Origin of the sequence: Leptolyngbya sp. ST-U4, assembly GCF_039962215.1 — a bacterium.
Lineage (GTDB): Bacteria > Cyanobacteriota > Cyanobacteriia > Elainellales > Elainellaceae > Leptolyngbya_A.
Genome location: NZ_JAMPKZ010000005.1, coordinates 233,456 through 259,112 on the forward strand (window position 1 = coordinate 233,456; position 25,657 = coordinate 259,112).

Sequence of the window (25,657 nt, forward strand, 5' to 3'; positions counted from 1 at the left end):
TGGTTGGGAGAAGGATTTTTCTGCTTGTGAACTAAAGCAAAGCACGCCGATAGAATAAAAGACGATCGCTTCAATTTGCTTACCGTTCATGCTGCTGTCGCCGTTTTTGGGTGTATTGCTGATTCTGGTTGTCTGTCCGATTTTAGGCGGGTTGCCGTTGATTCGCTGGATTGTCTGGGGGATGACGGGGCAGCGGCTCGATCGCCTGGGGACGGGAAATGTGAGCGTTTCGGCGGCGTTTTATCATGGCGGAAAGTCGGCGGGCATTCTGGCGGTTGGTTCTGAGGCGTTGAAGGGCATTCTGGCGGTTTTGCTCGCGCGGATTTGTTTTCCCAATAGTCCTGCTTGGGAAGTGGTTGCGCTGATTGCGCTGGTGATTGGGCGTTATGGGATTGGGCGCGGGGCAGGAACGACCAATGTAACCTGGGGCTGGGTTGTGCATGATCCGATCGCTGCTGGGCTGATATTTTTGCTAAGCGGCATTAGCTTCACGCTGTTTCGGGAGAAGAAAACCGGGCGGCTGAGTGCGCTGGTGTGGCTGGTGATTATTGCGATTTTGCGCCATTCTCAAGATCGCGGACGAATTGCAGCGACAGTGCTGTTGGCTTTGATCATTGCCTGGATTTATCAGCAGATGCCCGATGATCTAGATTTGTCTGCGGATACTGCTCATTCGGAAGCTCAGCCTATGTTTCGGTTTTTTCGCGGCAACCGTGCCCTGCTTTCTCTTTCCCAGTCGCTTGATGCTCAGCAAGTGGGACAAAAGGCGGCAACGCTGGCTCAGCTTCATCGCTGGGGCTATCCGATTCCGATCGGCTGGGTGCTGCCTGCGGGAGATGATTCGGCTCCATTGATCAATTCGATCGAACCCAGTCCCGAACAGCCTGTGATCGTGCGATCGTCTGCCATTGGCGAAGATACAGCAACGGCATCGGCGGCAGGACAGTATGAGTCGATCGCGAATGTCACCAGTCGGGCAGCGCTAGAGGAGGCGATTTTGCGCTGTCAGGCATCCTACAGTTTGCCCGGTGCAGTGCAGTACCGCGGCGATCGCGAGATTGCGGAAAGTGGCATGGCGATCATTGTGCAGCAGCAGATCCGGGGCGTGTTTTCAGGGGTGGCATTTAGTCGCGATCCGGTGGCACGTCAGGGAGATGCGATCGTGATTGAGGCGTTGCCGGGCGGGGCGGATCAAATCGTGTCGGGTCAGGTAACGCCGGAGCAATATCGCGTTTGGCTTGGGGATGGGGAAAGCCCGATCGGAAAGTCACCCCAAAGCTGGCAGTTGCCGGAGGAAGTCAAGCTCAACATGACGGGCGAAGGAGACGTGCCACCCCGACTGATTCAGCAGGTGGCTTATCTCGCAAGGCATCTCGAAGCCCGCTTTCATGGGATTCCACAGGATATCGAGTGGACATTTGACGGTCAGCAACTCTGGCTGTTGCAGGCACGTCCGATCACAACGCTGATTCCCCTCTGGACGCGCAAAATTGCGGCTGAAGTGATTCCTGGCTTTATTCGTCCGCTCACCTGGTCGATTAATCAGCCGTTGACCTGCGGCGTGTGGGGCGAGATTTTTACGATCGTCCTGGGCAACCGAGCGAAAGGATTAGATTTCACCGAAACCGCCACCCTGCACAATTCCGCTGCCTATTTCAATGCTTCTTTACTGGGCGAAATCTTTCTGCGAATGGGGTTGCCGCCGGAAAGTCTAGAATTTCTGACGCGAGGGGCAAAATTTAGCAAACCACCGATCGCCTCCACGCTGCAAAATTTGCCCGGGCTGGGGCGACTGGCAAAACGCGAGTTTCAGCTTGAGCAAGACTTTCAGCGCGACTGGCAGCAGCAGTTTCAGCCCGGATTGACGGCACTGGATCAGCAATCCGTAAACGAACTGAGCCCTGAAGCACTGCTCGATCGGATCGATCGCATCCTCAATCTGTTGCGACGTGCCACCTACTACAGCATTTTTGCGCCCCTGAGTGCGGCTCTGCGGCAGGCAATTTTTAAAGTTGATCCGGCAGCTCTGGATAACCGTTTGACGCCCGAAACCGCATCTCTGCGATCGCTTCAGTCCCTTGCCGATCGGACTCGTCCGCTGCTCACAACCCTACCGACTGACAGCGAAACCCTGTTTGCTCACTTATCCACTCTGCCGGAAGGACAGCCCATCCTGGCGGAATTCGAGCGCCTGCTCAACGAATACGGTTACCTCAGCGAAGTCGGAACTGATATCGCTGTGCCGACCTGGAGAGAAGACCCCCACCCGGTGCGCGAGCTGCTTGCTGCTTTGGTACAGCAGCCTTTCGCAAATTTCTCCACCCAACCCAGCAAACCTGCAACCGGAAAGCTGCGGAAAGTCCAGCCACGAATTGATTTGAAAGGACGAGTGACAGAAGTGTATAGCAAGCTGCTGGCGGAACTGCGCTGGAGCTTTGTCGCGTTAGAGCAGCAATGGCTCCCCCAAAAATGGCTAGAGCAACCGGGCGATATTTTCTTTCTCACGTTCGAGGAAATCCGGCGATCGATCCAGGATGCCCCGTTCACCGCTCAACTGCCGCGCCAAATTGCTGATCGCAAAGCCCAGCTTGAGCGCGATCGGCAGCTTACTCCACCCCTGCTGGTCTACGGCAACGATCCACCCCTGCCGCAATTCCAGCCCACCTGGGGCGACAGGACAACCGCTCAGACGCTTCAAGGCATTGGAGCCAGTGCCGGACGCGCAGAAGGAACCGTATTAGTGTTGCAGGACTGGCGCAATCTGCCGCCGATCGATCGATCGACAATTCTGGTCGTTCCCTATACAGATTCGGGCTGGGCACCGCTTTTAGCAAGAGCAGGCGGACTGATTGCCGAAACGGGCGGGCAGCTATCTCATGGGGCGATCGTAGCGCGAGAATACGGCATTCCCGCAGTAATGAATGTCAGCCATGCGACACAGCGATTTCAGAACGGACAGCAGGTGCGAGTTGATGGGCAGCAAGGCACAGTAGAAATTTTAGACTAGCGATAATCTGGTTAAAAATTCCACGACTAGAGCAGTCTATTGTCACTCAATCCTTCTGCTAAAGAACTGACTCAACGACGAGTTAAACGACTGATCTGGTTGAGGGAGTTCGCAGCAGGCTCCTAATCAATTGCTTGACCGGATGCAAGAGTTTGCGAACTCGATAGTTCAGGTAATTCCAGGTGCTAATGAGAAAGCGGCGAGTGAATGGAAACAGACACAAAAACTTTTCCCAAGGACTAAGCGACGATTTTTCCACCGCTGCCCAGAATGCCGCCATAACATCCAGGTAGCCCTGTTTTTTCACCTGAGCGGCTTGATTCTGATAGCACTTCTCCAAGAATTCATCAAAAGGCGTTTTGAAATGGAATTTGCCGCGATGGGCGAGACAAATTGGAAGGTGAACAAAAGGTCCAGCTAAGCTCATCTCAACGGCTAAGACTTGATCCGCAGCCAAGATATCTAATCGATGCCCACCAATTTTTTGGAGTACATCGCGCCGAATCATGCTGTAGATAGGATCAAAGAGACGGTAATCAGAATTTAAGAACCACAGTACTCTTTCGTATCGCTTAACGGCAGCAGGAAAATCGAGCCGCCGTCCTTGATATTCGAGGAAGTCTCTCGTTCCGTCTTCGTCAAAGAAATCCTGGTTTGTTGTTACGGCGATCGCATCGGGTCGAGATTCCAGTGTTTCAATGCAGAGTTTGGCATAGTTGGGTTCAAGCCAGTCATCCCAACCAATCCAGCGAATATATTTGCCCCGGCTCAAATCAATGAGACGATTGAAGTTCCCTAAGATGCCAATATCTTTTGGGTTTCGGAAGTAGCGAATGCGATCATCTTTCTGAGCATAACGCTGGCAAATATCGGCTGTCGCATCAGTCGAATCATTATCACTGATCACAATTTCAAAGTTTTGAAAGTCTTGTGCCAGTAGAGAATCAAGTAACCTGGGTAGAAGCTGTTCGCCGTTACGAACCGGCAAGGCAAAGCTAAGAAGCGGTGAGCCAGGGCTTTGAGTAGTCATAGGACAATCAACTGAGTTTATACGTTTTTTACAGTGAGTAATGCTTTACGGTGAGTAATGCAAATATGCTCTAAATTGTTTCATTCCAATTTCGTCAGAAGGGAAACGCTGTGCTCCTGACAAAACCAAATCATTTTTTGGTTTAGGGAATTATTAAGGTTATAAGGCAAACGTAAACCCGAAATCGGCTCAGGGCCAGCAAATTTACGGTTGCTTTATTGCTTGCTAATCAATTCATGAAGGAATCAGGTACTTATGCAGTAATCGCACATCTTGGTATCTTTTGCTACCCTAGGGCTGTTCGATACGCCTGGTGTAATCGCTGCACGTACTTTTCCATGCTGAAGTTACGGGAATTCTGCTGTCCGGCTTTTGCCAGACGATCGCGTAAAGGTCGATCGCTCAAAACCTGCTCCAGCTTCCGACGAATATCTTTCACGTCATACGGATCTACGTACAGCGCAGCGTTGCCGCATACTTCTGGTAGACAAGAAGCGTTTGAGGTAATCACCGGGCAGCCAAAAGTCATTGCTTCTACGGGCGGCAAGCCAAAGCCTTCATAAAGCGAAGGAAAAACAAAGCAGTAGGCTCCCCGATACAGGTAGCGCAGCGCGTTGGTCGAGACGTATTCTAAGAGCCTCACCTGTTTTTTCGATCGCTTCTGGTCAAATAAATAAGCGGTCTTGCCTAGTTCTTCTTCCCAAAGCCAGCCTTTTTTGCCTGCAATAATCAGAGGCATTTCGGTGTCTAGCGTGGCGTAGGCATCAAGCAGGCGACCTACATTTTTCTTCGGTTCGATCGCCCCAACAAATAGCAAATAATTCTGCGGTTCTAAGCCATATTGCTGCAAGAAAAACTCGACTTCTTCATCGGTGTCGCCATCGTCTAAGGGTTTGAGAGCGATCGGCTGATAGGTGACAATAATGCGATCGGGATCGACCTCAAAGTAAGTCAAGATGTCCTGTTTAGTATGCTCTGAAACGGCAATAATCGCGGCAGATTCCTTTAGCGCAGCTTCAGTTTTGTAATAAAAACTCTCTTTGTCATCCAGCGTGGCATAAGGTAAACGCAGCGGAATCAGGTCGTGAATCGTGGTGATTTTCTTTGCGCCTCGTACCTGAATGGGCAGTGGATAAGTCGCGTGCCAAATATCGATTTTCTCAGGCACGGTAATTTGTGTACTAATCTTCAGTTTCTTGTATAAAACATTTGCCAGGTCGTAGCACTGCGGCAAGTTAAATGAAGCGGCATATTTCAAAAAATCATCGCTGTATTGCCCTCGCTTCACCACTAAATTACTGCTGGTGTCGCGTCGTCTGGCTCGATAAAGTGGTCCTGATAAGCTCTTGAGCAATCCCTTTAGAACAAACAACAAATTTCGATCTTTGTCTTGATTGTCAAAGAAATACACTTCATCCAGCACCGCATTCTTTTTATAGGCACTGCGGCTTAGCAACACATCAATTTCGGCTCCCAGTTCGGTGAGGGCCTGGATCAGGCTAAGTCCATAGGTTTTAATGCCCGTCCCCTTAGTAAGCTGTAGGTTATAGCCGTCGATCAGCACTCGGACTCCCGCTAAACTGTTGGAGTCATCTGCATGGGATTCCGCGATCGGTTGAATTTTCGGCTGACTTTTGGGCTGGCTTCTGGGCTGAACGGTGAGCGTGGTTGATTCCGAAGCATTCACCAATCCGGGCACACAGACCACATAGCCTCCCCGCTTAACGATCGACCGAGGCGACCAGGTGGTAATCCAGCCATTCTCATCCGTTGCAGTCAGGGTTTCCTCTTCGTCTCCGGGCGGGGTCGAGACAGGAATTGGTAGCAGCGATGCCCAGTAATCTCGATGGGCATGAAAGTGAACCCCAGAACTAGAAAGCTTCAGCTTCACCGGAATGCCATTAACGCTGTCTGATCGTACTGTCGCATGATCCGGATCATCGTCACCTACTAGCAAAGGACGCTCTTGTGGATCTTGCACTTTCTGAAGTAACGCGATCGTCTCTGGTCTTACTTCTGCTGTGTCCTGAAAGCAAGAAATCCAGCGAATCGACGGATCGTTGAGCCAGTAGCTAACTCCTGCACTGAGCGCGGCGGCTGGACGAAACTGGGGAAGCTTCAGGAGTTGTACCTGATGGCGATCGGCAAGGGCTTGGTTTTGCGCTGCCTTCTCCCCCTCTGAGCCGTTATCCACCACCACTACGGGAATGTTTAACGCCAGGACTTGGGGCAGCGACCGATCGAGGGCATCGGGTCTGTTGTGGGTAAGCACTACTGCCGCCGCAGGCTGAATGTTGCCCTCCAAGTCATAAAAGCGATCGACGGCATCCATCCGTTCAAATAACGCTTTCAGATCGTTCTCATCCGTGGCAAGGAATTCGGTAATGGGCGCTCGGGCGTAGACGACAAATACGGCATTCGCGTACACCGGATGAAATTTGTGGACAATTTCGGCTCCCAAGGGCGCATAAATCTCGGTGATTTGTCCTTTATGAATGACCGCAAACGCAAGCTGCTCTAGCGATAGGGCAGGAGAAACGCTGTAGGGATAGGTTCCTGGAAACGGCTCAAAAAACTCACCGGGTGCAAGGATGGCATCGAGGGGCTGAGCGTGCTGCTGAAGAAAATCACGCACTTGCAGCCAGTACAAATCGTCGATCGGAAATGCCATTGCTCTGCCTCACTGGTCGCCAATTTCCCATTTAATCACTTGATTGGTCAATTGCCTGCTTCAGCAGCCTGAGCGGTGCAAAGTGAACGTTTTAGCGGAAAAGCAGCTTGAATCGTCTGGCTTACTTCATCTTTCGTAAAGGTATCGATCGGCGTGGTACTATCTCTGCATAATCCGCTGAAACTCCAGCATCGTCCCTTCTGTAGCGGCATATGATGACCCGAGAAGAGAAAATCCTGTCTGCGATCGATCCAGCTACTCAGCTTGGGCTTGAGATTGGTCCCTTGAATCGACCGATTGTTACTTGCCAAATGGGCAAAATCCGCTATGTCGATCATGCATCGACCGAAGAACTCAAGCAGAAGTATGCTGAGGACTCGAATGTTGACATTGATCAAATTGTCAAGGTGGATTACGTTTGGGGTGAAAAGCAACTGCCTCAGCTGGCGGGGGACGAAGCTCCGTTTGACTATGTGGTCGCGTCGCATGTCATTGAGCATGTGCCGGATTTGATTGGCTGGCTTAAAGAAATTCATGCAGTTCTGAAACCGGGCGGCATCCTGACGCTAGCAATTCCCGATAAACGCTACTGTTTCGATTATTTTCGTCAACCAACTGAGCCTGCCCAGGTTGTTGAAGCTTATTTGCAGGGCAACCGTAAACCAACTCCTAGACAGATTTTTGAACACTTGTCGCAGGTTGCCTTCTGGCAAGGGCAACTTGGTTGGAGCCACGAGGTCGAAGCCAGCGAACTAACCCGTTTGTACACGGATAGGCAAGCATGGGAGGTGGCGTATCAAGCTTCAATCGACAATCAGTATCATGATGTTCACTGCTGGGTCTTCACTCCCCGCACCTTTTTTCAACTGCTGCGAACACTGATTGATATTAACTTAGTTGATTTCAAAGTTGCTGAGTATTACGACACGACAGGGCTGGAGTTTTACATCAGCCTGGAAGCAATGGACTTAACCAAGCATCCAGACGATCGCAAAGCAATTCAGCTTGAAAGTTTGCCGACTATTGATCGCGATCGACCGCAAATTGCACCTTTGGAACCCCAATCAATACTGGAGGATGAACGCGTTCAATCCCTGCTGGTTGAACTGGAATCTGAACGTGAAATGAGTAAACTCGCTCATCTGCGAATCGGGGAACATCAGGAGACAATCCAGCGTTTACGGAAAAGGGTTAAAAACTTGAAAATAAAGCTGGAAGACTCCGAAAATCAAATTAAGGCAATGAAAACCAGCAAGTTTTGGAAACTGCGATCGCAGTGGCTTAAATTGAAGCAGTTGCTTGGCTTAAACGAAACTGGATCGAATGCTCGCTGAAGATCGCTGTTAAGAGGAAAATATCAACTTGTTCTTAGAAGGTAAGAGCGGTTCGATATTTTGCTTAATCAAGTTTAATTTTCTGATTCTCCATAGCACTGCATAAAACTTATCTGTAACCCTTCCGTAACTCATGAGACATCACTGGCAAAAAGACTACCCTGCAATGCCTAATTTATCTGAGGCAGAATTGGGAGAGAATAATAGTTTGGTCAAAACGGCTCAGCTTGTTGGAGAAAATCGGAAAGTTATTGATTTTGGTTGTGCCACAGGTTATCTAGCTCGCTTACTCAATGCAAGAGGATGTCAAGTAACAGGACTGGAAATCAATGCAGATGCCGCCAAGATAGCGGAGCAGTATTGTGAAAGAGTTATTGTCGCTGACTTAGACTACACAACGCTGCTAGAGATCCTACCTAATGAAAAATTTGATGTCGCAATTTTTGGTGATGTTTTAGAACATCTCCGTAATCCTTGGGATGTGCTACGAGAAGTCCGTAATATTCTGACGGAAAATGGATTTGTGGTTGCCTCAATTCCTAATGTCGCGCACGGCGCAGTGAGATTAGCGTTACTGAGCGGCAAATTCCAATATGAACCATTGGGATTACTCGACAATACTCATCTGAGGTTTTTCACTTACGAAACGGTTGTTGAACTGTTTGAAGAGTCGGGCTATACCGTTGATGAAGTGCGCCGAACTATCATTCCTGTTTTTGAGGGAAGTAATTTGGTTCCTAAAGTGAACCGAAATGATTTTCCGTCTGAACTGGTGCAGGCGATCGAACAGGAGGAAGACGCGAATACGCTTCAGTTTGTACTGAAAGCTTTCCCGCTCACACCGCAGGGAGAACACCTAGCCCTTCAGTCGAGATATTATCGATTGCTCGATCAGCATAAGCACCTTCAGGATGAGCTAAAACAGGCAAAGCGGGATTTGGATGCAAAACAAGCCGAACTCGTGCAGGTGCATCAATCGCAGATTGAGCAGTCCCAGACTCAGATTGAGCAGTTGCATGAGCAGGTTGAGCAGTCCCAGACTCAGATTGAGCAGTTGCATGAGCAGGTTGAGCAGTTGCATGAGCAGGTTGAGCAAACGAAACAGCAATATAAAAGTGTTCAGCAAGAACTAGAGCGAACGCAAACGGCATTAGAAGAAGCTCGATCGCACGCTGAACATATCCAGATTGAGCTGCATCATGCTCAAAGTCAGCTCGACCAAAAGCAGAAGCGAATTCAATCTCTGCGAAAGGGACTGGAAACGAGAGAGATCGAAGTTTTGCGGGCGCAGGATCGGATCAGCGCAATGGAAACTAGCAAGTTCTGGCAGTTTCGTATGAACTGGTTCCGCTTCAAGAAAGTCTTGAGGCTGGGGGCTGAAGATATTTCCCCATTTAAGGTAACGCAAAATCTACCTAAGCTGTCGCAAGCGCGCGTTCAGCCTCAGGAAATCAAGCCGGTTCCGGTCAAGTCTGCCGTTGCGGAATTGAGCGTTGCACCCGTGTTGACGCCCTATGAGCGGTGGATGCAGAAGCATACTCCCCAGGCAGAAGAGCTGAAACGAATGAAGCAGATTGCCTCTGTGCTGGCATATAAGCCGCTAATCAGCATTGTGGTTCCGGTCTACAACACCCCAGAAGAATTTTTGCGGGAGGCGATCGAATCTGTCATTGCCCAGCTCTATCCCCACTGGGAACTATGCTTAGCAGACGATGCCTCTCCCGACCCTCATGTGAAGGATGTTCTGAAGGAATATGCCGAGAAGGACGATCGGATTAAGGTGGTCTTCCGGGAAGAAAACGGGCATATCTCGCGCTGTTCAAACTCGGCTCTGGAACTGGCGACAGGCGAATATATTGCCCTGCTCGATCACGATGATACGCTTGCACCCGAAGCCCTATTTGAAGTCGCATTCCTGCTGAATCAGCACCCTGAAGCCGACATGGTCTATTCGGATGAAGACAAGATTGACGAGCAGGGCAATCGACGCGACCCCTATTTCAAGCCGGATTGGTCGCCCGATACGTTCCTGGGCCGGATGTACACCTGCCACCTAGGAGTTTATCGGCGCTCGATTATCAGCGAGATTGGTGGTTTTCGGGCAGGCTATGAAGGCAGCCAGGACTATGATCTAGTGCTCCGCTTCACTGAAAAAACCAATAAAGTCTTTCACATTGCGAAAATTCTCTATCACTGGCGCATTCACGAGCAATCTGCTGCAAGCGGTACTGAGGCAAAGCCCTACGCGTATATTGCGGCTAAAAAAGCTCTCACCGAAGCTTTGCAGCGACGCGGTGAGCCGGGAACGATTGAAGATGTCCCCGATTACTTAGGACACTTTAGCGTTCGGTATGAGGTAAAACAGCCTGGTTTGGTCAGCATTATTATCCCTACCAAGGATTTAGGGTATGTGCTGAATCAATGTCTAGAATCGATTTTTACCAAGACTACTTACCCGAATTTTGAAGTTGTCCTAATCAATAACGGCAGTACTGAACCTTATACTGAAAAAGTAATTGGTGAGTGGCTAAACCGTGAACCCGGTCGCTTGCGATGCTATATGTTGGGAATTCCCTTCAATTACTCCAAACTCAATAACTATGGCGTTAGCAAAGCCAATGGAGAGTATTTCTTGTTTCTAAATAACGACACGGAAGTCATTACTCCAGACTGGCTTGAAATTATGGTCGGGCAGGCACAGCGATCGTCGATTGGTGCAGTAGGTGCATTCCTGCTCTACCCGGATAATACCGTTCAACATGCGGGGGTCATTGTTGGCTTAGCTGCATTTGCAGGTCATCCTTTTACTCGTTATCCTGCCAACTCGCCTGGTTATTTTGGGCTGCTTTTGTCAGATAACAATTATTCCGCTGTCACCGGGGCTTGTTTGATGTGCAAGCGTGAGGTGTTTGAATCTGTCGGCGGGTTCAACGAAGACTTGGCAGTTGCATTTAATGACGTTGATCTTTGCCTCAGATTTATGATGCAGGGCTATCGGAACGTGTGTTGTGCTCAAGCAGAGCTATATCACTACGAATCGAAAAGTCGGGGAAGTGAAGACCTGCCAGAAAAAAAAGCAAGATTTCTGAAGGAATGTGAGTATATGAAGCAAAAGTGGCAAGAGTTCTATGAGCATGATCCTTGCTATAACCCACACCTAACGCGGCAGCATTGTGACTATCGAATTCGAGAAATGCAATGAGGATGAAAGCTAGCACATTTCGGCTACGTCGAGAAAATAGTTTCACATCAAATACTGCTGGGTTACGACAAATGAATAAAAGCTGCAATTGAGTTGATTACTGCTAAGTTAGCCTGAAAGATTTTTGTGAATGCAAAGTAAATGCAAAACAACCATAATTTACAGATAATCTTTCATCTAATTGGGCAACTTGAAACCCAACTGCAATCACTAAATTCAATAGATACTAAAGAGAATAGCAATCGATTAGAAGCAGTTCTTCAGCAGCTCGAACAGCTCAAGCAACAGCTCCGTCAGCTAGAGCAAACCATCCCCGCACGGAAATTTCTAGGCGATTCTTACTGGCGACTTCAACAGGCTGAGGCAAACTCTGAGCGGTTTCAGCAGCAGATCGATCGCCTGCAAACCCAGTTGCGGCAGATCAGCCGGGATTGTCAAATTGCCACTGCTGAACGAGATCAGTATCGGGGTCGGCTGGAGGCGATGGAGTCGAGCAAGTTTTGGCAGATTCGCACTCAATGGCTACAAATTCGGCAAAAGCTCGGCGGCAAGGAAAGCCTAGTCTGGACACCAGAACTTCCCTCCATCGAACAGATTGAATTAGAAATTGCCAAAGGGATTCCTCAAGAAACGCCCTACGATCGCTGGCGCAACGCGAATAGCCCCAGGCCTGCCGATTTAGAACGAATGGGGCAAATGGCGGAAATTTTACCTGCGAAGCCATTAATTAGCGTCTTGATGCCTGTTTACAATACTCCCGAATCCTACTTGCGATTAGCGATCGATTCGGTCTTGGCGCAGGTTTATCCCCATTGGGAACTGTGTATTGCAGATGATGCTTCAATTGAGCCGCAGGTGCGATCGATTCTGGAAGAATACACAGCGATCAATCGGCGAATTAAAGTCACCTTTCGCTCAGAAAATGGTCATATTTCTGCTTGCTCGAATTCGGCTTTGGAGCTTGCGACTGGAGAATTTATCGCGCTGTTAGACCACGACGATTTGCTGTCGCCGGATGCTTTGTTTGAAATTGCGCTGCTGCTAAATCGCTATCCTAAAGCCGACATAATTTATTCAGATGAAGACAAAATCGACGAGCAGGGACAATTTTCAGAACCCTACTTCAAACCCGATTGGAGTCCTGATAGTTTTCTATCACGAATGTACACCTGCCATTTAGGGGCATATCGTCGATCGATTGTGAGTCAAATTGGCGGATTTCGGATTGGCTATGAAGGCAGCCAGGATTATGATTTAGTGCTACGACTCAGCGAAAAGACGCAGAACATCTTCCACATCCCCAAAATTCTCTATCACTGGCGAATTCATCCTCAATCGACTGCCCAATCTGCTGCTGCGAAACCCTACGCCTACGATGCATCCGATCGCGCTTTGGCTGAAGCCTTAGAGCGCAGAGGTGAACCCGGAAAATTATTGCCGATCGAAGGTTCTCCCGGTAACTATATTGTGCGCTATCAGATTAAGGAACACGATTTAGTTAGCGTAATTGTTCCCACTAAAGATAAAGCAGATTTGCTCGATCGCTGCTTAACTTCTATTTTTGAGAAGACCACTTATCCAAATTACGAAGTCATTCTAGTTGATCACAATAGCGTAGAGCCTGAAACGGCTGCTCTAATTCAAAAATGGCAGGCTCAATTCGATCGCTTTCAGTGTCACCGATTAGAAATTCCTTTCAACTATTCAAAACTCAACAATTTTGCAGTTCAGCAAGCAAAGGGCAAATATTTACTGTTTCTGAATAACGATATTGAAGTCATCACGCCAAACTGGATGACGGCAATGGTAGAACAGGCGCAAAGGCGATCGATCGGGGCGGTGGGAGCCTTATTGCTTTACCCGGATGACACCATTCAACATGCAGGGGTGGTTTTAGGAATCTGCGCTTACTCTGGACACAGCCACAAACATTTTTCGGCAACCGCATCGGGCTATCTTAATCAGGTGATTGGCATTACGAATTACTCGGCGGTGACTGGAGCCTGCCTGATGTGTAAACGCGAAAATTTTGAGGCAATCGGGGGCTTCGATGAGGATTTAGCCGTTTCTTTTAACGACATTGATCTCTGTCTAAAGCTAATGAAGCAAGGCTTACACAATGTCTATTTGCCCCATGTAAAGCTCTATCACTACGAATCTCAAAGTCGAGGTCACGACGACACGCCCGAAAAGCGCGATCGATTCCTTCAGGAAGCTGAACACATGATGCAGCGATGGCAAAAATGGATGACCCATGACCCGCACTACAACCCGAATTTGACGATCGATCGACAGGATTACAGTATCAGAACAAACTAACCCTGGCTGTAGCAGGTTTGGGTTAGAGCGGGTTGGGTTAAAAGTTTCAGGATTATTTGTAAGCTCTGTTTTCAAAAAAGCCCCGGGTTCTGAAATGCTCTGCTGGATCGACGCCAGCCGCTTTAACATCTTCGTGCAGTTCAAGATATTGCTGGGCATCAAAATCGTGAGGAAGTGCTGCCTGCTTTCTAATTCGTTCAAACTGAACTGAAATTGTCGGCTTAAACACGCTCAGATGAGATGAAGCGAAATAAATCTCTTGGACTTTGTCTTCGCTTTCATAGCCCATAAAATCCCTCATGCTTGATTTCAAATTAAGGGGTAGGCTACCAACAATAATACCTGCCTTTGCAGTGTCAGGAACAAGGCGATACCTGACCTCCAGATTCGGATTGTAGCGGGCACGAAGCTCGATCGGCGGTGTTCTGAAAAGCTTGCTGTAGATCTTGCCAAACAACGAATATTGAACATCTATCTTCGCAAGTAAAATATTGCCTACTTCGTTTTGATAAGTTGCTCTAACGTTGTTCAAATCAATTGGTTTTTCCCACGCAATTTCAGTCAACTGTCCAACAGGCTGGGCTGCGTCTATTGAACAGATAGGAGTTTGTATCGGTCTTAAAATTTCGATCTCCCCCAAATCTTCAACGGTTTCTTCTTGACGCTGTGATCTGCTGGTGGGTTGATAGTTGCAGATGAGAAAAAGCGTTGTCCGGGGCTGATCAAAGTAGGGATGTCGTCCATCAATTGATCTAAAGCTGTAGACAATGCGCGATCGAGGATTTGCCTGATAGGACGCAAGATTCTTCTCATCAAGCCAGCGCGTGTAGGCAGCGTATGCCTGAAAAATTGGAGCAGGTTGCCAATTCCGTAAGTCATTTGCTGCGACAATCGACGCAGACCAGGGTAAGATATCGACTGATTTATTCCGTAGGTTAGCGGCAAGACTCACAGGAGAAAGTTTTGATTTTGCAAGCGTTATAACCTCCTGTCCAAGAATTTTCTCCTCAGCTACTTTAGGATTGAAGAGGTATTGAGCCTGCACAGCAATACGCTCAGGGCTAAATAGGAGAAAAGTGTTTTGAAGATTGAGCTTGTAGTATTGGGTAAAGCTACTGTTGGGCACCCCTAGCGCAATCAGAAAAGTAATAGCCAGTGCGAACAGGAAATAGCACAAAAATTTCCAAACGATTAGTAACGATCGGTTAAACCTTTTGAAGGTGAAGCAACTTAAAAAGAAAATATAGATTGGGGCACTGGTTGCAAAGGCTAGTATATGTCCATCATGTCTGATAAAACCATGCTTAAAGCTCATTAGACTAAAAAGACAGACAGGAATGACAACAGCAGCACTCTCAGGATTAACAAATAAGGCAACTAATGCAAGAGAAGCAATGATTTGAAGTAGAAAACATCCAGCCTGAAGCTCACCTACTGGACCAATTACAGTCATTGACTGGCTGTAACCAGACGTAATTTGTAAAGAGCCAATTATAAAATTTCTAACATTCGATTGAAACGCAATGATGCTAATAACAGAGCATAGAACAATCAGGAATACAAAAATGGGAGACTGAACGTTCGGAAACTGGAATTTTGAAAACTGAAGATTAGAGTGAAAGTAAGATTTTAGCCTATTGGTAATCGAATTATTGTGCGAAGGATTTCTGTGCGAAGAATCTTTGCGTGAAAAAAAACTGAATAGAAATAGGAAAATTGCAGGAATGAGGGCAACTAAAATTGCTAGAAAAGGATCGTTAATTGAAGCATTGAGAAAAGCAATGCAGCCTGCTAGAAATCCAAACAGAAACCAGTTCAGCACCGCGAACGACTTCAAAACGCTGTCGATTGGGTAGCCACTACTTCTCCACTTAAAGAATGAGCTAATAATAATAGCAATCAAAGGACAAGCCATCGAGAGCAGCCCAAAGTTGAGCTTTACCATCAGCATGAAGGCGGAGGCAACTCCGTAGACATAGAGTTTATTTTTTCTAGTGCCAGGAATTTCCTTTTCTGAAGTAATGTCTGCGATGTCGATCGTGATGAGCAGGATAATCAGAATAAAGTCTATTTCGATCGAGCCTATACCTTGCGAACTCAAGAGAGTTGGAAAAAGAATCAGCGCAAATGTACCAAATAGCTGAAGCGGCAGCTTTTCGAGCTTAAGAATAAACTGAAGGGATAGAAAGAGCCATGCAAAGCGCAGCAAATACAGTGCAATTTGCATTTCAAAAAAATTTTCCTTGATCAGGCTACCAAAGAAGAGATAGCCAAAAGGACCGAAGGTAAAAATGACATCCTTGCCCCATATCATTCGCTCCACGTGCGCTTTGGTCAGCGCAAATTGCCAGGATGGGTCTAATCCTGTGTTTACTGCTGGTACACCAGGTACTAAAAGCAGACTGAATAGAGCCGCCAACAAAACCAGTAGCGCAGTTCTTCTAACAGGTGAATTGAACAGATTTTGTTTGAGTCGCATTAGGGAGCTTACCTCACGAAGAACCAGAAGACTTATTGGGAAATGTGGGTTTTCGTCAACCTTTCCTCTCAACCCCTCCTCAATATATGCTGCTGGGTAATTCGGAAGGCTTGACTGCGGTCGGTATCAAAAGCCCAGGCTTCAATCACCAGATCCTGCTGCTTGGGCAATCGCCTGATTGGGAATGAAGTACTCCACCCCGCATACCGATATCGATCGTCTCTTAATGCGTTTGCCACAGCGGGCGTAGGGTGTCGGACAGAAGCGATCGCTAACAGCACTGACCTCTGAGCAGCGTTTCGATAAGTGATAAGCACGGAATCTGCGGGTTTGTGGTGTTGGGGCAAAGCAGCCCACCCAGAGGCATCAAAGGTATTTCGACCCTTGGGCGTGACTGACAGGAACTCTCCGTAGGCTGCCGATTCCCGTGAAGTTGCGGGTGCAAGGGCTGCGATGTTATTGACCTTGACGATCGGCGGTGACAAAAAACCTGCTTTATTCAAATCTTGTGCAAACTGTTTGATTAACCTCGGAGGTCCAGGATTGAGATATTGAGTAATGCAGTTATTAGGCACAAACCGGATGAAGGTTAAACAAGTCTTCGCAAACAGCCTATCCCTTTGAACCGAGGTCACTGCGGAAGACGCATCGATGGAAGTCGCAAGGTTCAGACTAAAACAAATTGCGATTAAACAAGTCAGGGAGTTGTGCAGAATATCGCGACTGGTTTGCTCACTCAGTTGCCACAGACCATAAAATTTGTTCTCTTTAATATCCTTGGAGACGATCGCCAGTAATGCGATTACAGCAATCACTAAGTAAATAGAAATCGTTGTGTAGCGGGAGGACAGTGCTTGTTCTACTCCAGATCCGGATCGAGCTAGCGTCGCCATCATCGCACTGAGAATGGAGTAAGCCCCCAGTGCCAACCACACAAAAGCCTGCTTCAGAAATTTCCGCCAATGTAAGACAGTGTATAAGCAGGCAAAAACGTAGAGCGCAACTAGAACATAGCCAGCTACTATAGCAAATGCCGGATTTCCGACCCCTAAAGGTGATCCCAAGAAAGCAAAGGGGTAGCTAAGAACAATTGAACTTTTATTAGCTGTAGAAGAACTAACAGAACTTTGATAGCCGCTAAGATAGGCTGCTATGTTTAATGAGAAGCAGATCAGCCATATCGGGATTACAGCCGAAAATAAAGTTTTTCTTTTCACGCCCTCCGCTGAAAGCAGAATCACTGGCAGCAAAACCAACCAGGAAAGTGCTCCGGCTGCCACAGAAAATGTGCTGACGGTAGCTAGAACAATGCATAACAGTAGCCTAACCCAAAAATTTACCTTTAATTGCGTGATCAGTAGGGAGAGTACAAGGCAGACGATCGGCATTAGAAACGTAATCTGGAACCCCCACAACCAGCACTTATATTGGATTGGAGAAAAAATTAGGACATTCGACAGAAACGTTAGAAAAAAGGAAAGGATTAGATTTTGAGTGACCGTTCGTCTAAACAGGAAGTAAACGCTTAAAGATGCAATACAAGCTAGCAATAAAATAAACAGCATCTCATACTTGACATTCCAGTTCGTCAAGGTTGCGAGTGCCAAAAACACTAATTTGGGAAAAAAGATGCGGTGTTCGTTATGTTGAGCAAGCAAGTCTTGAATTGACAGATCACCTTCAGCTTGCTTAACCAGTAGCCTTGCAACTCCCCACTGGTCCCAGTAGGGGACATCCACGCCATACTGCAAGATGAATAAACCCATGAAGACCGCAGGCGCAATCGCGAGCAGCAAAGCCAGGATCTTCCACAACTGATCGCTAGCGATCGGGAGCTGCGTCTTGTTCAGCATATAAAGAAGAAGGATGTACTCAACTTAGAGCCGCGCTGCCTGTGCTGTGTAAATATCTTCCAGGATGTTCCGCAAACTATACTTGTACTGCCATTTAGGATAGTGAGACTGAAACTTCCTCACATCGGAGATATACCAGATGTGATCGCCCGATCGATTGTCATCGGTGTACCCATAATTCAGCTTTTTGCCGGACAGTTCCTCACAGATACCGATCGCCTCTAACATCGAGCAGTTGCTATGGCGTGAACCGCCAATATTATAGACCTCACCGCTTCTGGGATTCTGATAGAAATGATAGAAAGCGTTGACCAGATCGTAGCTGTGAATATTGTCGCGAACCTGCTTGCCCCGGTAGCCAAAGATGGTGTAGGTCTCGCCCGTCACCGTGCATTTCATCAGGTATGCTAGAAAGCCATGCAGCTTTGCTCCAGAGTGCGCCGGACCCGTCAGGCAACCGCCCCGGAAACTGGCAGTCTTCATATCAAAATATCTGCCGTACTCCTGCACCAACACATCTGCTGCCACCTTTGAAGCCCCAAATAGAGAATGCTTCGATTGATCGATCGACATCGACTCATCAATGCCAATGAAATAGGGATGATCTTCAGCAATTTCCCATCGAGTTTCCTGTTCGATTAGCGGCAAGAAATTAGGCGTATCGCCATAAACTTTATTCGTTGAAGTAAAAATAAATACGGCATTTGGGCAATACTGACGAGTCGCTTCCAGTAGCACCAGCGTCCCATTTGCGTTCACGGTGAAGTCGGTATGGGGTTCACTGGCGGCCCAATCGTGAGACGGCTGAGCAGCAGTATGAATGATCAAGCTAATGTCTGCAGAAAATTCTTTGAAAATGGCTTCGATCGCCCCCTGATCGCGAATATCAGCATCGTAATGGTGGTACCGATCGCCGTAGGTTTCCTTCAAAAGATTGCGGTTCCAGCCTGTCGAAGCCGCCTCACCAAAGAAGTACGATCGCATATCGTTATCAATGCCAACGACATTAAATCCAAGGTGGGCAAAAAAGCGAACGGATTCCGAACCAATGAGTCCCGCTGAACCAGTTACAACCACTGTAGACATATCGCACCACACTCCAGAACTGAGAGATTGAAACGATGGAATTGATTGATTTAGAGAAATGAACGCTTCCAGGCAAATTGGCTCGCTTAATTTAGCCGCTTAATAAGGCTTCGAGGCAATCACAAACATCTGTCCGCCCAGGAACCGCCAGAGAATTGGCAGTTTTAAATAAATCTGAAGCAGTAGCGGTGCAGAAGGTCTGCCTTTAGTTGAGAAGGGTAGAAAACGGGGAATCATCAAATCAACCGAAAATCCGATCGCCTTTAAAACTTCGTTGAGCGAACCGTCTGTGATCGGTAGGTGATGGTCAATAAAGTCATAGTACTCTTTGAAGGAATACTTGAAATTCGGCTGAACCACAATCAGCTTGCCTTTCGAACTGAGCCGATTAAAGCAGAAAGAAAGCACCTCGATCAGCTCTTCTTTCGTTTGCAGGTGCTCAAAGAAATTGGAGACAAAAATAACGTCGAAATAGTCACGCGGCACGAGGCGATCGCTTTCTGGAGCCAGAATATTAACGTGCAAAACTTTGACATTGGGTGCGGCAAACTCCTGAGAATCAGGATTGAGATCAATCAGCACCTTTTCCCTTGCTTTAACCTGATTAATAAACTCGCAGTAGCCGCCGCCAATATCTAAAACGATCGCATGGGGACTAATATATCTCTGAATAAAGTCATCAATTAATACTTTCCAGAGAGCTTCTTTTGCTTTGCGCTGCCGAACGTCGAATCGATTCGCATAAAGCCGTTTCAGATAAATTTCTTGATCCATCATGATTGACTTGGAATAAACAGCATCCAGCAAGCATCCCGAATTGTATCTCTATCACGCCCAACTTCTAACTTAGAATTGGCTTAAGAGCCGCCTCATTGTCTTGAATCCATGCAAAAATTTGATGCAAGGTTTGCTCCGGGCTGGTCTGCGGCTGCCATCCGGTGGATTGAATCACTTTAGAAGAATCGGTAATGTAGAGCGGCACATCACCGGGACGGTTTTCAGGGACGGAGCGAATTTCGATCGAGTTTCCGGTAATCTTCTCACAAAGCTGCGTGGTTTCCAGCAAAGACAGGCTACTCTCGACGCCACCACCCACATTAAACAGGCTGCCATCTAGCTCGGAAAAATGCAGCAGCTCATACTCGACCAGATTCAGCAGGTCATTCACGCAGAGCAAATCCCGCACCTGCTTGCCCGTGCCACCGTAGCCGATGTAGCCCAACGATCGCTTGAAGTAGTGCGCTGCCATCCAGAGGACAAACACGCCCTGATCGACCTTGCCCATCTGCCAGGTTCCCGTGACCACACCGCAGCGATTGACGATCGCCGGAATGCCATAAGCGTCTCGATATTCTTCAATCAGCAGTTCCGAAGCCAGCTTAGTTGCGCCATAGAGCGATCGTGCGCCCTGGAGCGGAAAGTCTTCGCTGATGCCCCGCTCTGAAATTCCCGGTCGGGTCTGGTCAGGCGCGATAGCGAAACGAGTAGCCTGTTCGACGAGCTTAATGTCGCTGAGGGCGGCGACCGGGTAAATCCGGCTGGTGGACAGGAAGAGAACCGAAGCCTTGAGTTGTCTGGCGAGTTCAAGAATGTTAATGGTCCCAACCAGGTTGGTTTCCAACACATAGCGGGGAGAGGCAAAGCCTGCCAGCACCGAAGGTTCCGCTGAGCAGTCGATGATGGTGTCAACGGTTAGAACTGCCGAATCAAGATCGGAGGGAGAGCGAATATCGCCATGCACAAACTCAATGCCATGCTGTTTGAACCGCAGCAGGTTTAGCTCTGAGCCGCGCCGCTTTAGGTTATCGAGACAAATAATGTGCCAGTCGGGGTGACGCTGTTTGAAGCCGATCGCCAGAGAACTGCCAATAAATCCTGCCCCACCCAGAATTAAAACTCGTTCAGGCATTGAATCTTCCTACGCTAACGGGCTGCTTGCTGCGGTGATAATCTCCCCGCGACAGGTGCTTTTCTAACCAGATATAAAGCACGATAAACAGATAGCGGCTGCCCATTTCCTTGATTTTGAGCTTTGAAATTCCGGTTGTGCGGTTATACCAGCGCATGGGAATGATGCCGTAGGAGTAGCCTCGGACGATCGCCTTTAACGGCAGTTCTACAGTGAGATTAAAATGATGGCTTAGAATGGGCTGAATCCCGTCAATCACTTCTCGACGGTAGACTTTGAAAGCATTGGTTGTATCGTTGTAGCGTAGTCCAAACAGAACCTTGATAAACCAGTTTGCCAATCGATTAATGAAGAGCTTGTGGGGAGGATAATCCACGACCTTTCCGCCTTTCGAGAAGCGCGAACCAAAGACGCAGTCATATCCTTGAAACAGCAACTTATAGGCAGCAACCAGATCTTCCGGGTCGTCTGAAGCATCTGCCATCAGGATGGCAACCGCGTCACCTGAAAACTCACTTAGCCCCCGACGAACGGCAAACCCAAATCCATTCGGCGGCTCATTATTAACCCAGCGCACACTGCTGAAGGTGGCATGCAATTCACAGCAGACGGCAGGCGTGCAATCTGAGCTATTGTCATTAACGATTAGAATCTCGTGAGGAATGTTTTCTCTCTCCAGGGTTTCGACCAAGCGGCTCACTGTCCCGTACAGGCAATCTTCTTCGTTGTGAGCAGGAATTACAACTGAAAGCTTCATTACTCCCCCAATGCTCTAATCACTTACCGTTCAAATTAGCCCAGTGCAGCTATCTGTAAGCAGCTATCTATAAATGGTTCCAGCAGAATGAGTCAATTCAAATCAATTTCAAAATTAAGAACCAAGAATTTCCAGATCATATATGCAAGCTGCAAACCTGACTAGGGCTAATCCGAGCGAATTGGCTAGCGATCGGGCAAGTTTCAGAAAGCTTGGCAGGAGGTTTCTAATCTGGCGTGAACTGCTCAAGGCGACCCAAACGTGATCCCAATGCGGCTCACAGGCTAAGACTCTATTGGAATGACGCGATCGCGACTAATTTGTTCAGCTTCAGAAGCAACAGAAATCGGGTGAGGGCTGTCTAGGCATTTGCTGAAAGACGCAAGCAGGAGAGTGGTATCTTAAAATTTAGAGAATGTAATGATAAGAATGTAATTACGAGGAATACACCATGCCTCAAGCGGTTGGCGTAATTGAAACACTTGGGTTTCCGGCAGTTCTGGCAGCCGCAGATGCGATGGTGAAAGCCGGACGGGTGACGATCGTGTACTACGACATTGCCGAAAGCGGAGAACAGGTCGTCGCGATTCGGGGACCGATTTCAGAGGTGCGTCCGGCGATGGAAGCGGGCATCGAAGCGGCTGGAACTGCGCCTCCTAACGGCAAGCTGGTGACGTACTACATCGTGCCAAATCCACCCGAAAATGTTGTGGAAGTGCTACCGCTTCAATATACAGAGCGGGTCGAGGAATTTCGCTGGATGTAGGGAAATGGGCTAGGGCAGATTTGCATTCCTTATCGCTTTGATTAGACGAAAGCATCAGTGAAAGTCTATGAAAACAATTGCGATCGTGCCGACCAAAAGCCCGTAAAATATAGGGTGGCTTCACCACTCGATGACCTTAATTTGACCTTCCTTATTTGACCTCTAGGAGAAAGCGATGCCGATTGCAGTTGGCGCACTCGAAACAAAAGGATTCCCCGGAATTTTGGCAGCCGCAGACGCGATGGTCAAAGCCGGACGGGTGACACTGGTGGGCTATCAACGTTGCGGAAGTGCCCGGTTTTGCGTGATTATTCGTGGCGATGTCTCGGAAGTAAAGCAGTCAATGGCAGCAGGCATTGAGGCGGCAGGAAACTGCTTTGGCGGCTCGCTCGAATCCTGGGTGATTATCCCGCGTCCGCACGAAAACGTTGAGGTCGTTCTGCCGATCGAGTTTTCGGACTCAGTGCAGCGATTCCGCGACTCGGTTGAAGTTCCGCTGATTCCGCGGCAGACGGGCGGCTAAGATTTCAGTGCTATGTTATAACCTGCTCAAACTTGTACCTTGCAGGGCTTAATTCTAATGCTCCAGGCGCGTTCAACGAACTGGGGCAAATTTGATTTAATCCGTAATTTGATAAATTTACTCTAAGCGCATCATGTTCCTCTAGACAGATTCCTGATTTTCCTGCGATCGGCAAGATTAGGGAGTTAGCAACCCTCCGGAATGGTCTGCTTTGCACTGATTTTTCTGGTTGGTTTTTTGCTAATTTGCCTATTCCTTCTGTTTTTCCTTTTTAATCCGGCTATGTCCTTCCCTAGAGAAAGTGGAATTCTGCTGCATCCGACTTCGTTTCCCAGCCGCTTTGGAATTGGCGATTTGGGCGGTTCGGCTTACGAGTTTATCGATTTTTTGGCGCAAGCTGGACAGCGCATTTGGCAAATTCTCCCTCTAGGACCGACCGGATACGGAGATTCGCCCTATCTGGCATTCTCAGCGATGGCAGGAAATCCGCTGCTGATCAGTCCCGATCGCCTCAAAGAAGATGGACTGCTGAGCGAACAAGACTTTGAAGGACTGCCGGAGTTTCCGCAAAAAGTCGATTTTGGCTGGGTGCATCACGTCAAAATGCCCCTGCTGCGAAAAGCTTGCGAAGCGTTTCAGAATCAGGCAGACCCCGATCAGATCAAGGCATTTGACCAGTTTTGTCAGGACAAAGCCGACTGGCTGGAAGACTATGCCCTGTTTCGCGCTTTGAAAGATGCTCATGAGGGCGCAGGCTGGAACACCTGGGAAGAGTCGATCGCTAATCGCCAACCGGAAGCGATCGAGCAATGGCGCGACAGGCTCTCTTCGGAGGTATTTTTTCATAAGTTCATGCAGTTTCAGTTCTTCCGGCAGTGGTCGGCACTGAAGCAACACGCCAACGAGAAAGGCATTCGCATTATGGGCGATGTGCCGATTTATGTGTCGTTTGACAGCTCCGATGTTTGGTCCTATCCACAGTTTTTCTGTCTGGACGAAGCAACGAAAAAGCCGACGCTCGTGGCAGGCGTGCCACCCGACTATTTCAGCACGACGGGTCAGCTCTGGGGCAATCCGATTTACGACTGGGAGCAGCTTCAAAAAGAAGATTTTGCCTGGTGGATTCAGCGATTTAAGTCTTTGTTTGATCTGGTGGATCTGGTGCGAATCGATCACTTCCGCGCCTTTGAAGCGTATTGGGCAGTTCCAGGGCATGAAACAACTGCGATCAATGGCGAATGGGTTAAAGCACCCGGACGGGAGTTCTTCCAGCGATTACGGCAGGAGTTGGGCGGTTTGCCGATCGTGGCTGAAGATCTGGGCATGATTACGCCTGAGGTCGAGGCATTGCGAGACGATTTTGACTTTCCCGGCATGAAGATCCTGCACTTTGCCTTTGACTCAGACCCAGGAAATCCCTATTTGCCGTTTAACTATCCGCGCAACTGCATTGTTTACACTGGAACGCACGATAACGATACGACCGTCGGCTGGTTCTACAAACGCTCTCACGAAGAGCAGCAGCGCGTCATTCGCTATCTCGGCTGCACTAGCCAGGATGGCATCCACTGGGATTTAATTCGGTTGGCGTTTGGTACGGTGGCAAACCAAGCAATTCTTCCACTGCAGGATCTTCTGGGACTAGACAGCGATGCCCGGATGAATGCACCTAGCCAGCAAGAAGGAAATTGGAACTGGCGATACTGGTACGGTGCGCTTACCCCAGAACTGACGGGACGGCTGCGCTATTTCACTGAGCTATATGGGCGGCTGCGGCACGACGAAAACTCGTGATTTCAATCGCTAAAACTTAATTTCACTTAAGAACCAATCGCCTTAACAATACCTCAGATGCGATGACGCTCCCCGCAGTTCCGATTGAAATTCTGATTTAAGTTTTAGTTGAAGGGTGTATTTTGATTCAGCGCACTTCACGCTCTCAGGGGTTGCTGGAATGGTGCGATCAAAAGCAAGTGTCTGAGCCAGCAAGCCGAGCAGGCAGGACTGCAATGGTCGTGTTAGCAGAAAAGGGCACTATGCCAATTCTTTGACTATCATTTGCTGCATCAGGACGATCGATCAAAGCCCTAGAACACTCCAGCCCAGGCGCACATTTGTAGCCCCGAAGCCGTTCAAAGACTCGTAGGAGCCGCTTAACGCTGCGCTAAACAAATGCTGAAGCAGATAAAGACTGTAGCTCTTGACTATTCAGCACTCCGGGAGGTCAGCTTAGCGGAGGCAGGCTTAAGCAGCATCCAGCTTACGAAGAAGAAAGAAGCTGTTGCAATCTGAGCAATGTCGATCGCGGAAATGTAGCCATCGGCGAAGGAGGCAAAGCTGCGATCGAGAATGCCAAAAATCCAGGAGGACAAACCAAGCAGCCAGAGACCACTTCTTAAATTTGCGAGGAAGGGCATTAAATCTAAGGGATTCTCGGTGTGCATTGTTCTGCTCCTTTGCTAGTAAAAATAAAAGCGATTTGGATGTTTCGTGAGTTACGCAAGACTTGAATGAGCGATCGAAGCCTGACTAACTCAACTTTCCTTTAGCTTAAGAAATGTGACACCTACTTGACAATCCATCAATCTGGGTAAGTTAAGAAGGAATGAGATGTATTCCAAATAGCAGAACCGGAATAGTCCCTATGTGTGAGCGGTCTGGGCAAGAGAACGCTCTTATTTCTTCAGCCCATTTTTTATAACCAAGGCGCATCTTTCGCTG

General features: G+C 48.3%; 15 protein-coding genes and 1 pseudogene. 7 read left to right on the forward strand and 9 right to left on the reverse strand.

Translation table 11 applies throughout. The features are described 5' to 3' along the window. Positions 1–88 precede the first annotated feature (88 nt). Positions 89–3,007 carry a glycerol-3-phosphate acyltransferase gene (locus NDA02_RS11515; protein WP_348254991.1) on the forward strand — a complete coding sequence of 973 codons (2,919 nt, stop codon included), beginning with the start codon at positions 89–91 and terminating at the stop codon, positions 3,005–3,007. Positions 3,008–3,089: 82 nt separating this feature from the next. Here the strand turns inward: NDA02_RS11515 and NDA02_RS11520 are convergent, their stop codons facing one another. Both NDA02_RS11520 and NDA02_RS11525 read right to left on the reverse strand, forming a co-directional pair. Then, positions 3,090–4,037 (reverse strand): glycosyltransferase family 2 protein, encoded by a 948-nt coding sequence (locus tag NDA02_RS11520; protein ID WP_190791626.1) that lies wholly within the window; start codon positions 4,035–4,037, stop codon positions 3,090–3,092. 286 nt (positions 4,038–4,323) lie between these two features. Beyond that, positions 4,324–6,708 (reverse strand): glycosyltransferase, encoded by a 2,385-nt coding sequence (locus tag NDA02_RS11525; RefSeq protein WP_348254992.1) that lies wholly within the window; start codon positions 6,706–6,708, stop codon positions 4,324–4,326. 215 nt (positions 6,709–6,923) lie between these two features. Here NDA02_RS11525 and NDA02_RS11530 point away from each other — a divergent pair, with 215 nt between their 5' ends. The 3 genes from NDA02_RS11530 (at position 6,924) to NDA02_RS11540 (ending at position 13,563) form a co-directional block, all read left to right on the forward strand. Then, on the forward strand, positions 6,924–8,042 hold the full coding sequence (locus NDA02_RS11530) for a methyltransferase domain-containing protein (protein ID WP_190791629.1): 1,119 nt from the start codon (positions 6,924–6,926) through the stop codon (positions 8,040–8,042). Positions 8,043–8,175: 133 nt separating this feature from the next. After that, positions 8,176–11,244 (forward strand): glycosyltransferase, encoded by a 3,069-nt coding sequence (locus NDA02_RS11535; RefSeq protein ID WP_190791630.1) that lies wholly within the window; start codon positions 8,176–8,178, stop codon positions 11,242–11,244. A gap of 141 nt (positions 11,245–11,385) precedes the next feature. Further along, on the forward strand, positions 11,386–13,563 hold the full coding sequence (locus NDA02_RS11540) for a glycosyltransferase family 2 protein (protein WP_348254993.1): 2,178 nt from the start codon (positions 11,386–11,388) through the stop codon (positions 13,561–13,563). Positions 13,564–13,615: 52 nt separating this feature from the next. On the opposite strand, the gene NDA02_RS11545 is transcribed toward NDA02_RS11540, so the two are convergent. The 6 genes and pseudogenes from NDA02_RS11545 to NDA02_RS11570 all read right to left on the reverse strand — a co-directional run. Then, a complete protein-coding gene (locus NDA02_RS11545) occupies positions 13,616–16,042 on the reverse strand; it encodes a hypothetical protein (RefSeq protein WP_348254994.1) in 2,427 nt (808 codons plus the stop codon). Positions 16,043–16,110: 68 nt separating this feature from the next. Beyond that, the gene (locus NDA02_RS11550) at positions 16,111–17,838 is read right to left on the reverse strand and encodes a hypothetical protein (protein ID WP_206755104.1); all 1,728 of its coding nucleotides are present in this window, start codon (positions 17,836–17,838) and stop codon (positions 16,111–16,113) included. Between the two features lie 81 nt (positions 17,839–17,919). Beyond that, on the reverse strand, positions 17,920–18,981 hold the full coding sequence (locus tag NDA02_RS11555; RefSeq protein ID WP_190793696.1) for an NAD-dependent epimerase/dehydratase family protein: 1,062 nt from the start codon (positions 18,979–18,981) through the stop codon (positions 17,920–17,922). Between the two features lie 99 nt (positions 18,982–19,080). After that, the gene (locus tag NDA02_RS11560; RefSeq protein WP_190793695.1) at positions 19,081–19,758 is read right to left on the reverse strand and encodes a methyltransferase domain-containing protein; all 678 of its coding nucleotides are present in this window, start codon (positions 19,756–19,758) and stop codon (positions 19,081–19,083) included. Between the two features lie 64 nt (positions 19,759–19,822). Beyond that, complete coding sequence (locus tag NDA02_RS11565; RefSeq protein ID WP_190793694.1) at positions 19,823–20,890, reverse strand: NAD-dependent epimerase/dehydratase family protein; 1,068 nt, start codon at positions 20,888–20,890, stop codon at positions 19,823–19,825. Next, positions 20,883–21,641, reverse strand: a pseudogene (locus NDA02_RS11570) (glycosyltransferase family 2 protein); the annotation flags it as partial. The gene NDA02_RS11565 and the pseudogene NDA02_RS11570, both read right to left, overlap by 8 nt. A 457-nt stretch (positions 21,642–22,098) precedes the next feature. On the opposite strand from NDA02_RS11570, the gene NDA02_RS11575 reads away from it, so the two are divergent. The 3 genes from NDA02_RS11575 (at position 22,099) to malQ (ending at position 24,730) form a co-directional block, all read left to right on the forward strand. Further along, the gene (locus NDA02_RS11575) at positions 22,099–22,413 is read left to right on the forward strand and encodes a carbon dioxide-concentrating mechanism protein CcmK (protein ID WP_190793692.1); all 315 of its coding nucleotides are present in this window, start codon (positions 22,099–22,101) and stop codon (positions 22,411–22,413) included. A gap of 175 nt (positions 22,414–22,588) precedes the next feature. Further along, complete coding sequence (locus NDA02_RS11580) at positions 22,589–22,936, forward strand: BMC domain-containing protein (protein ID WP_190793691.1); 348 nt, start codon at positions 22,589–22,591, stop codon at positions 22,934–22,936. A gap of 282 nt (positions 22,937–23,218) precedes the next feature. Further along, entirely contained in the window at positions 23,219–24,730 is a 1,512-nt protein-coding gene (gene malQ / locus NDA02_RS11585) for a 4-alpha-glucanotransferase (protein WP_348254997.1), read from the forward strand. 410 nt (positions 24,731–25,140) lie between these two features. Here malQ and NDA02_RS11590 read toward each other — a convergent pair whose 3' ends face one another. After that, positions 25,141–25,380: a hypothetical protein gene (locus NDA02_RS11590; protein WP_190792176.1), complete on the reverse strand. Its 240-nt coding sequence runs from the start codon at positions 25,378–25,380 to the stop codon at positions 25,141–25,143. Between the last annotated feature and the right edge of the window lie 277 nt (positions 25,381–25,657).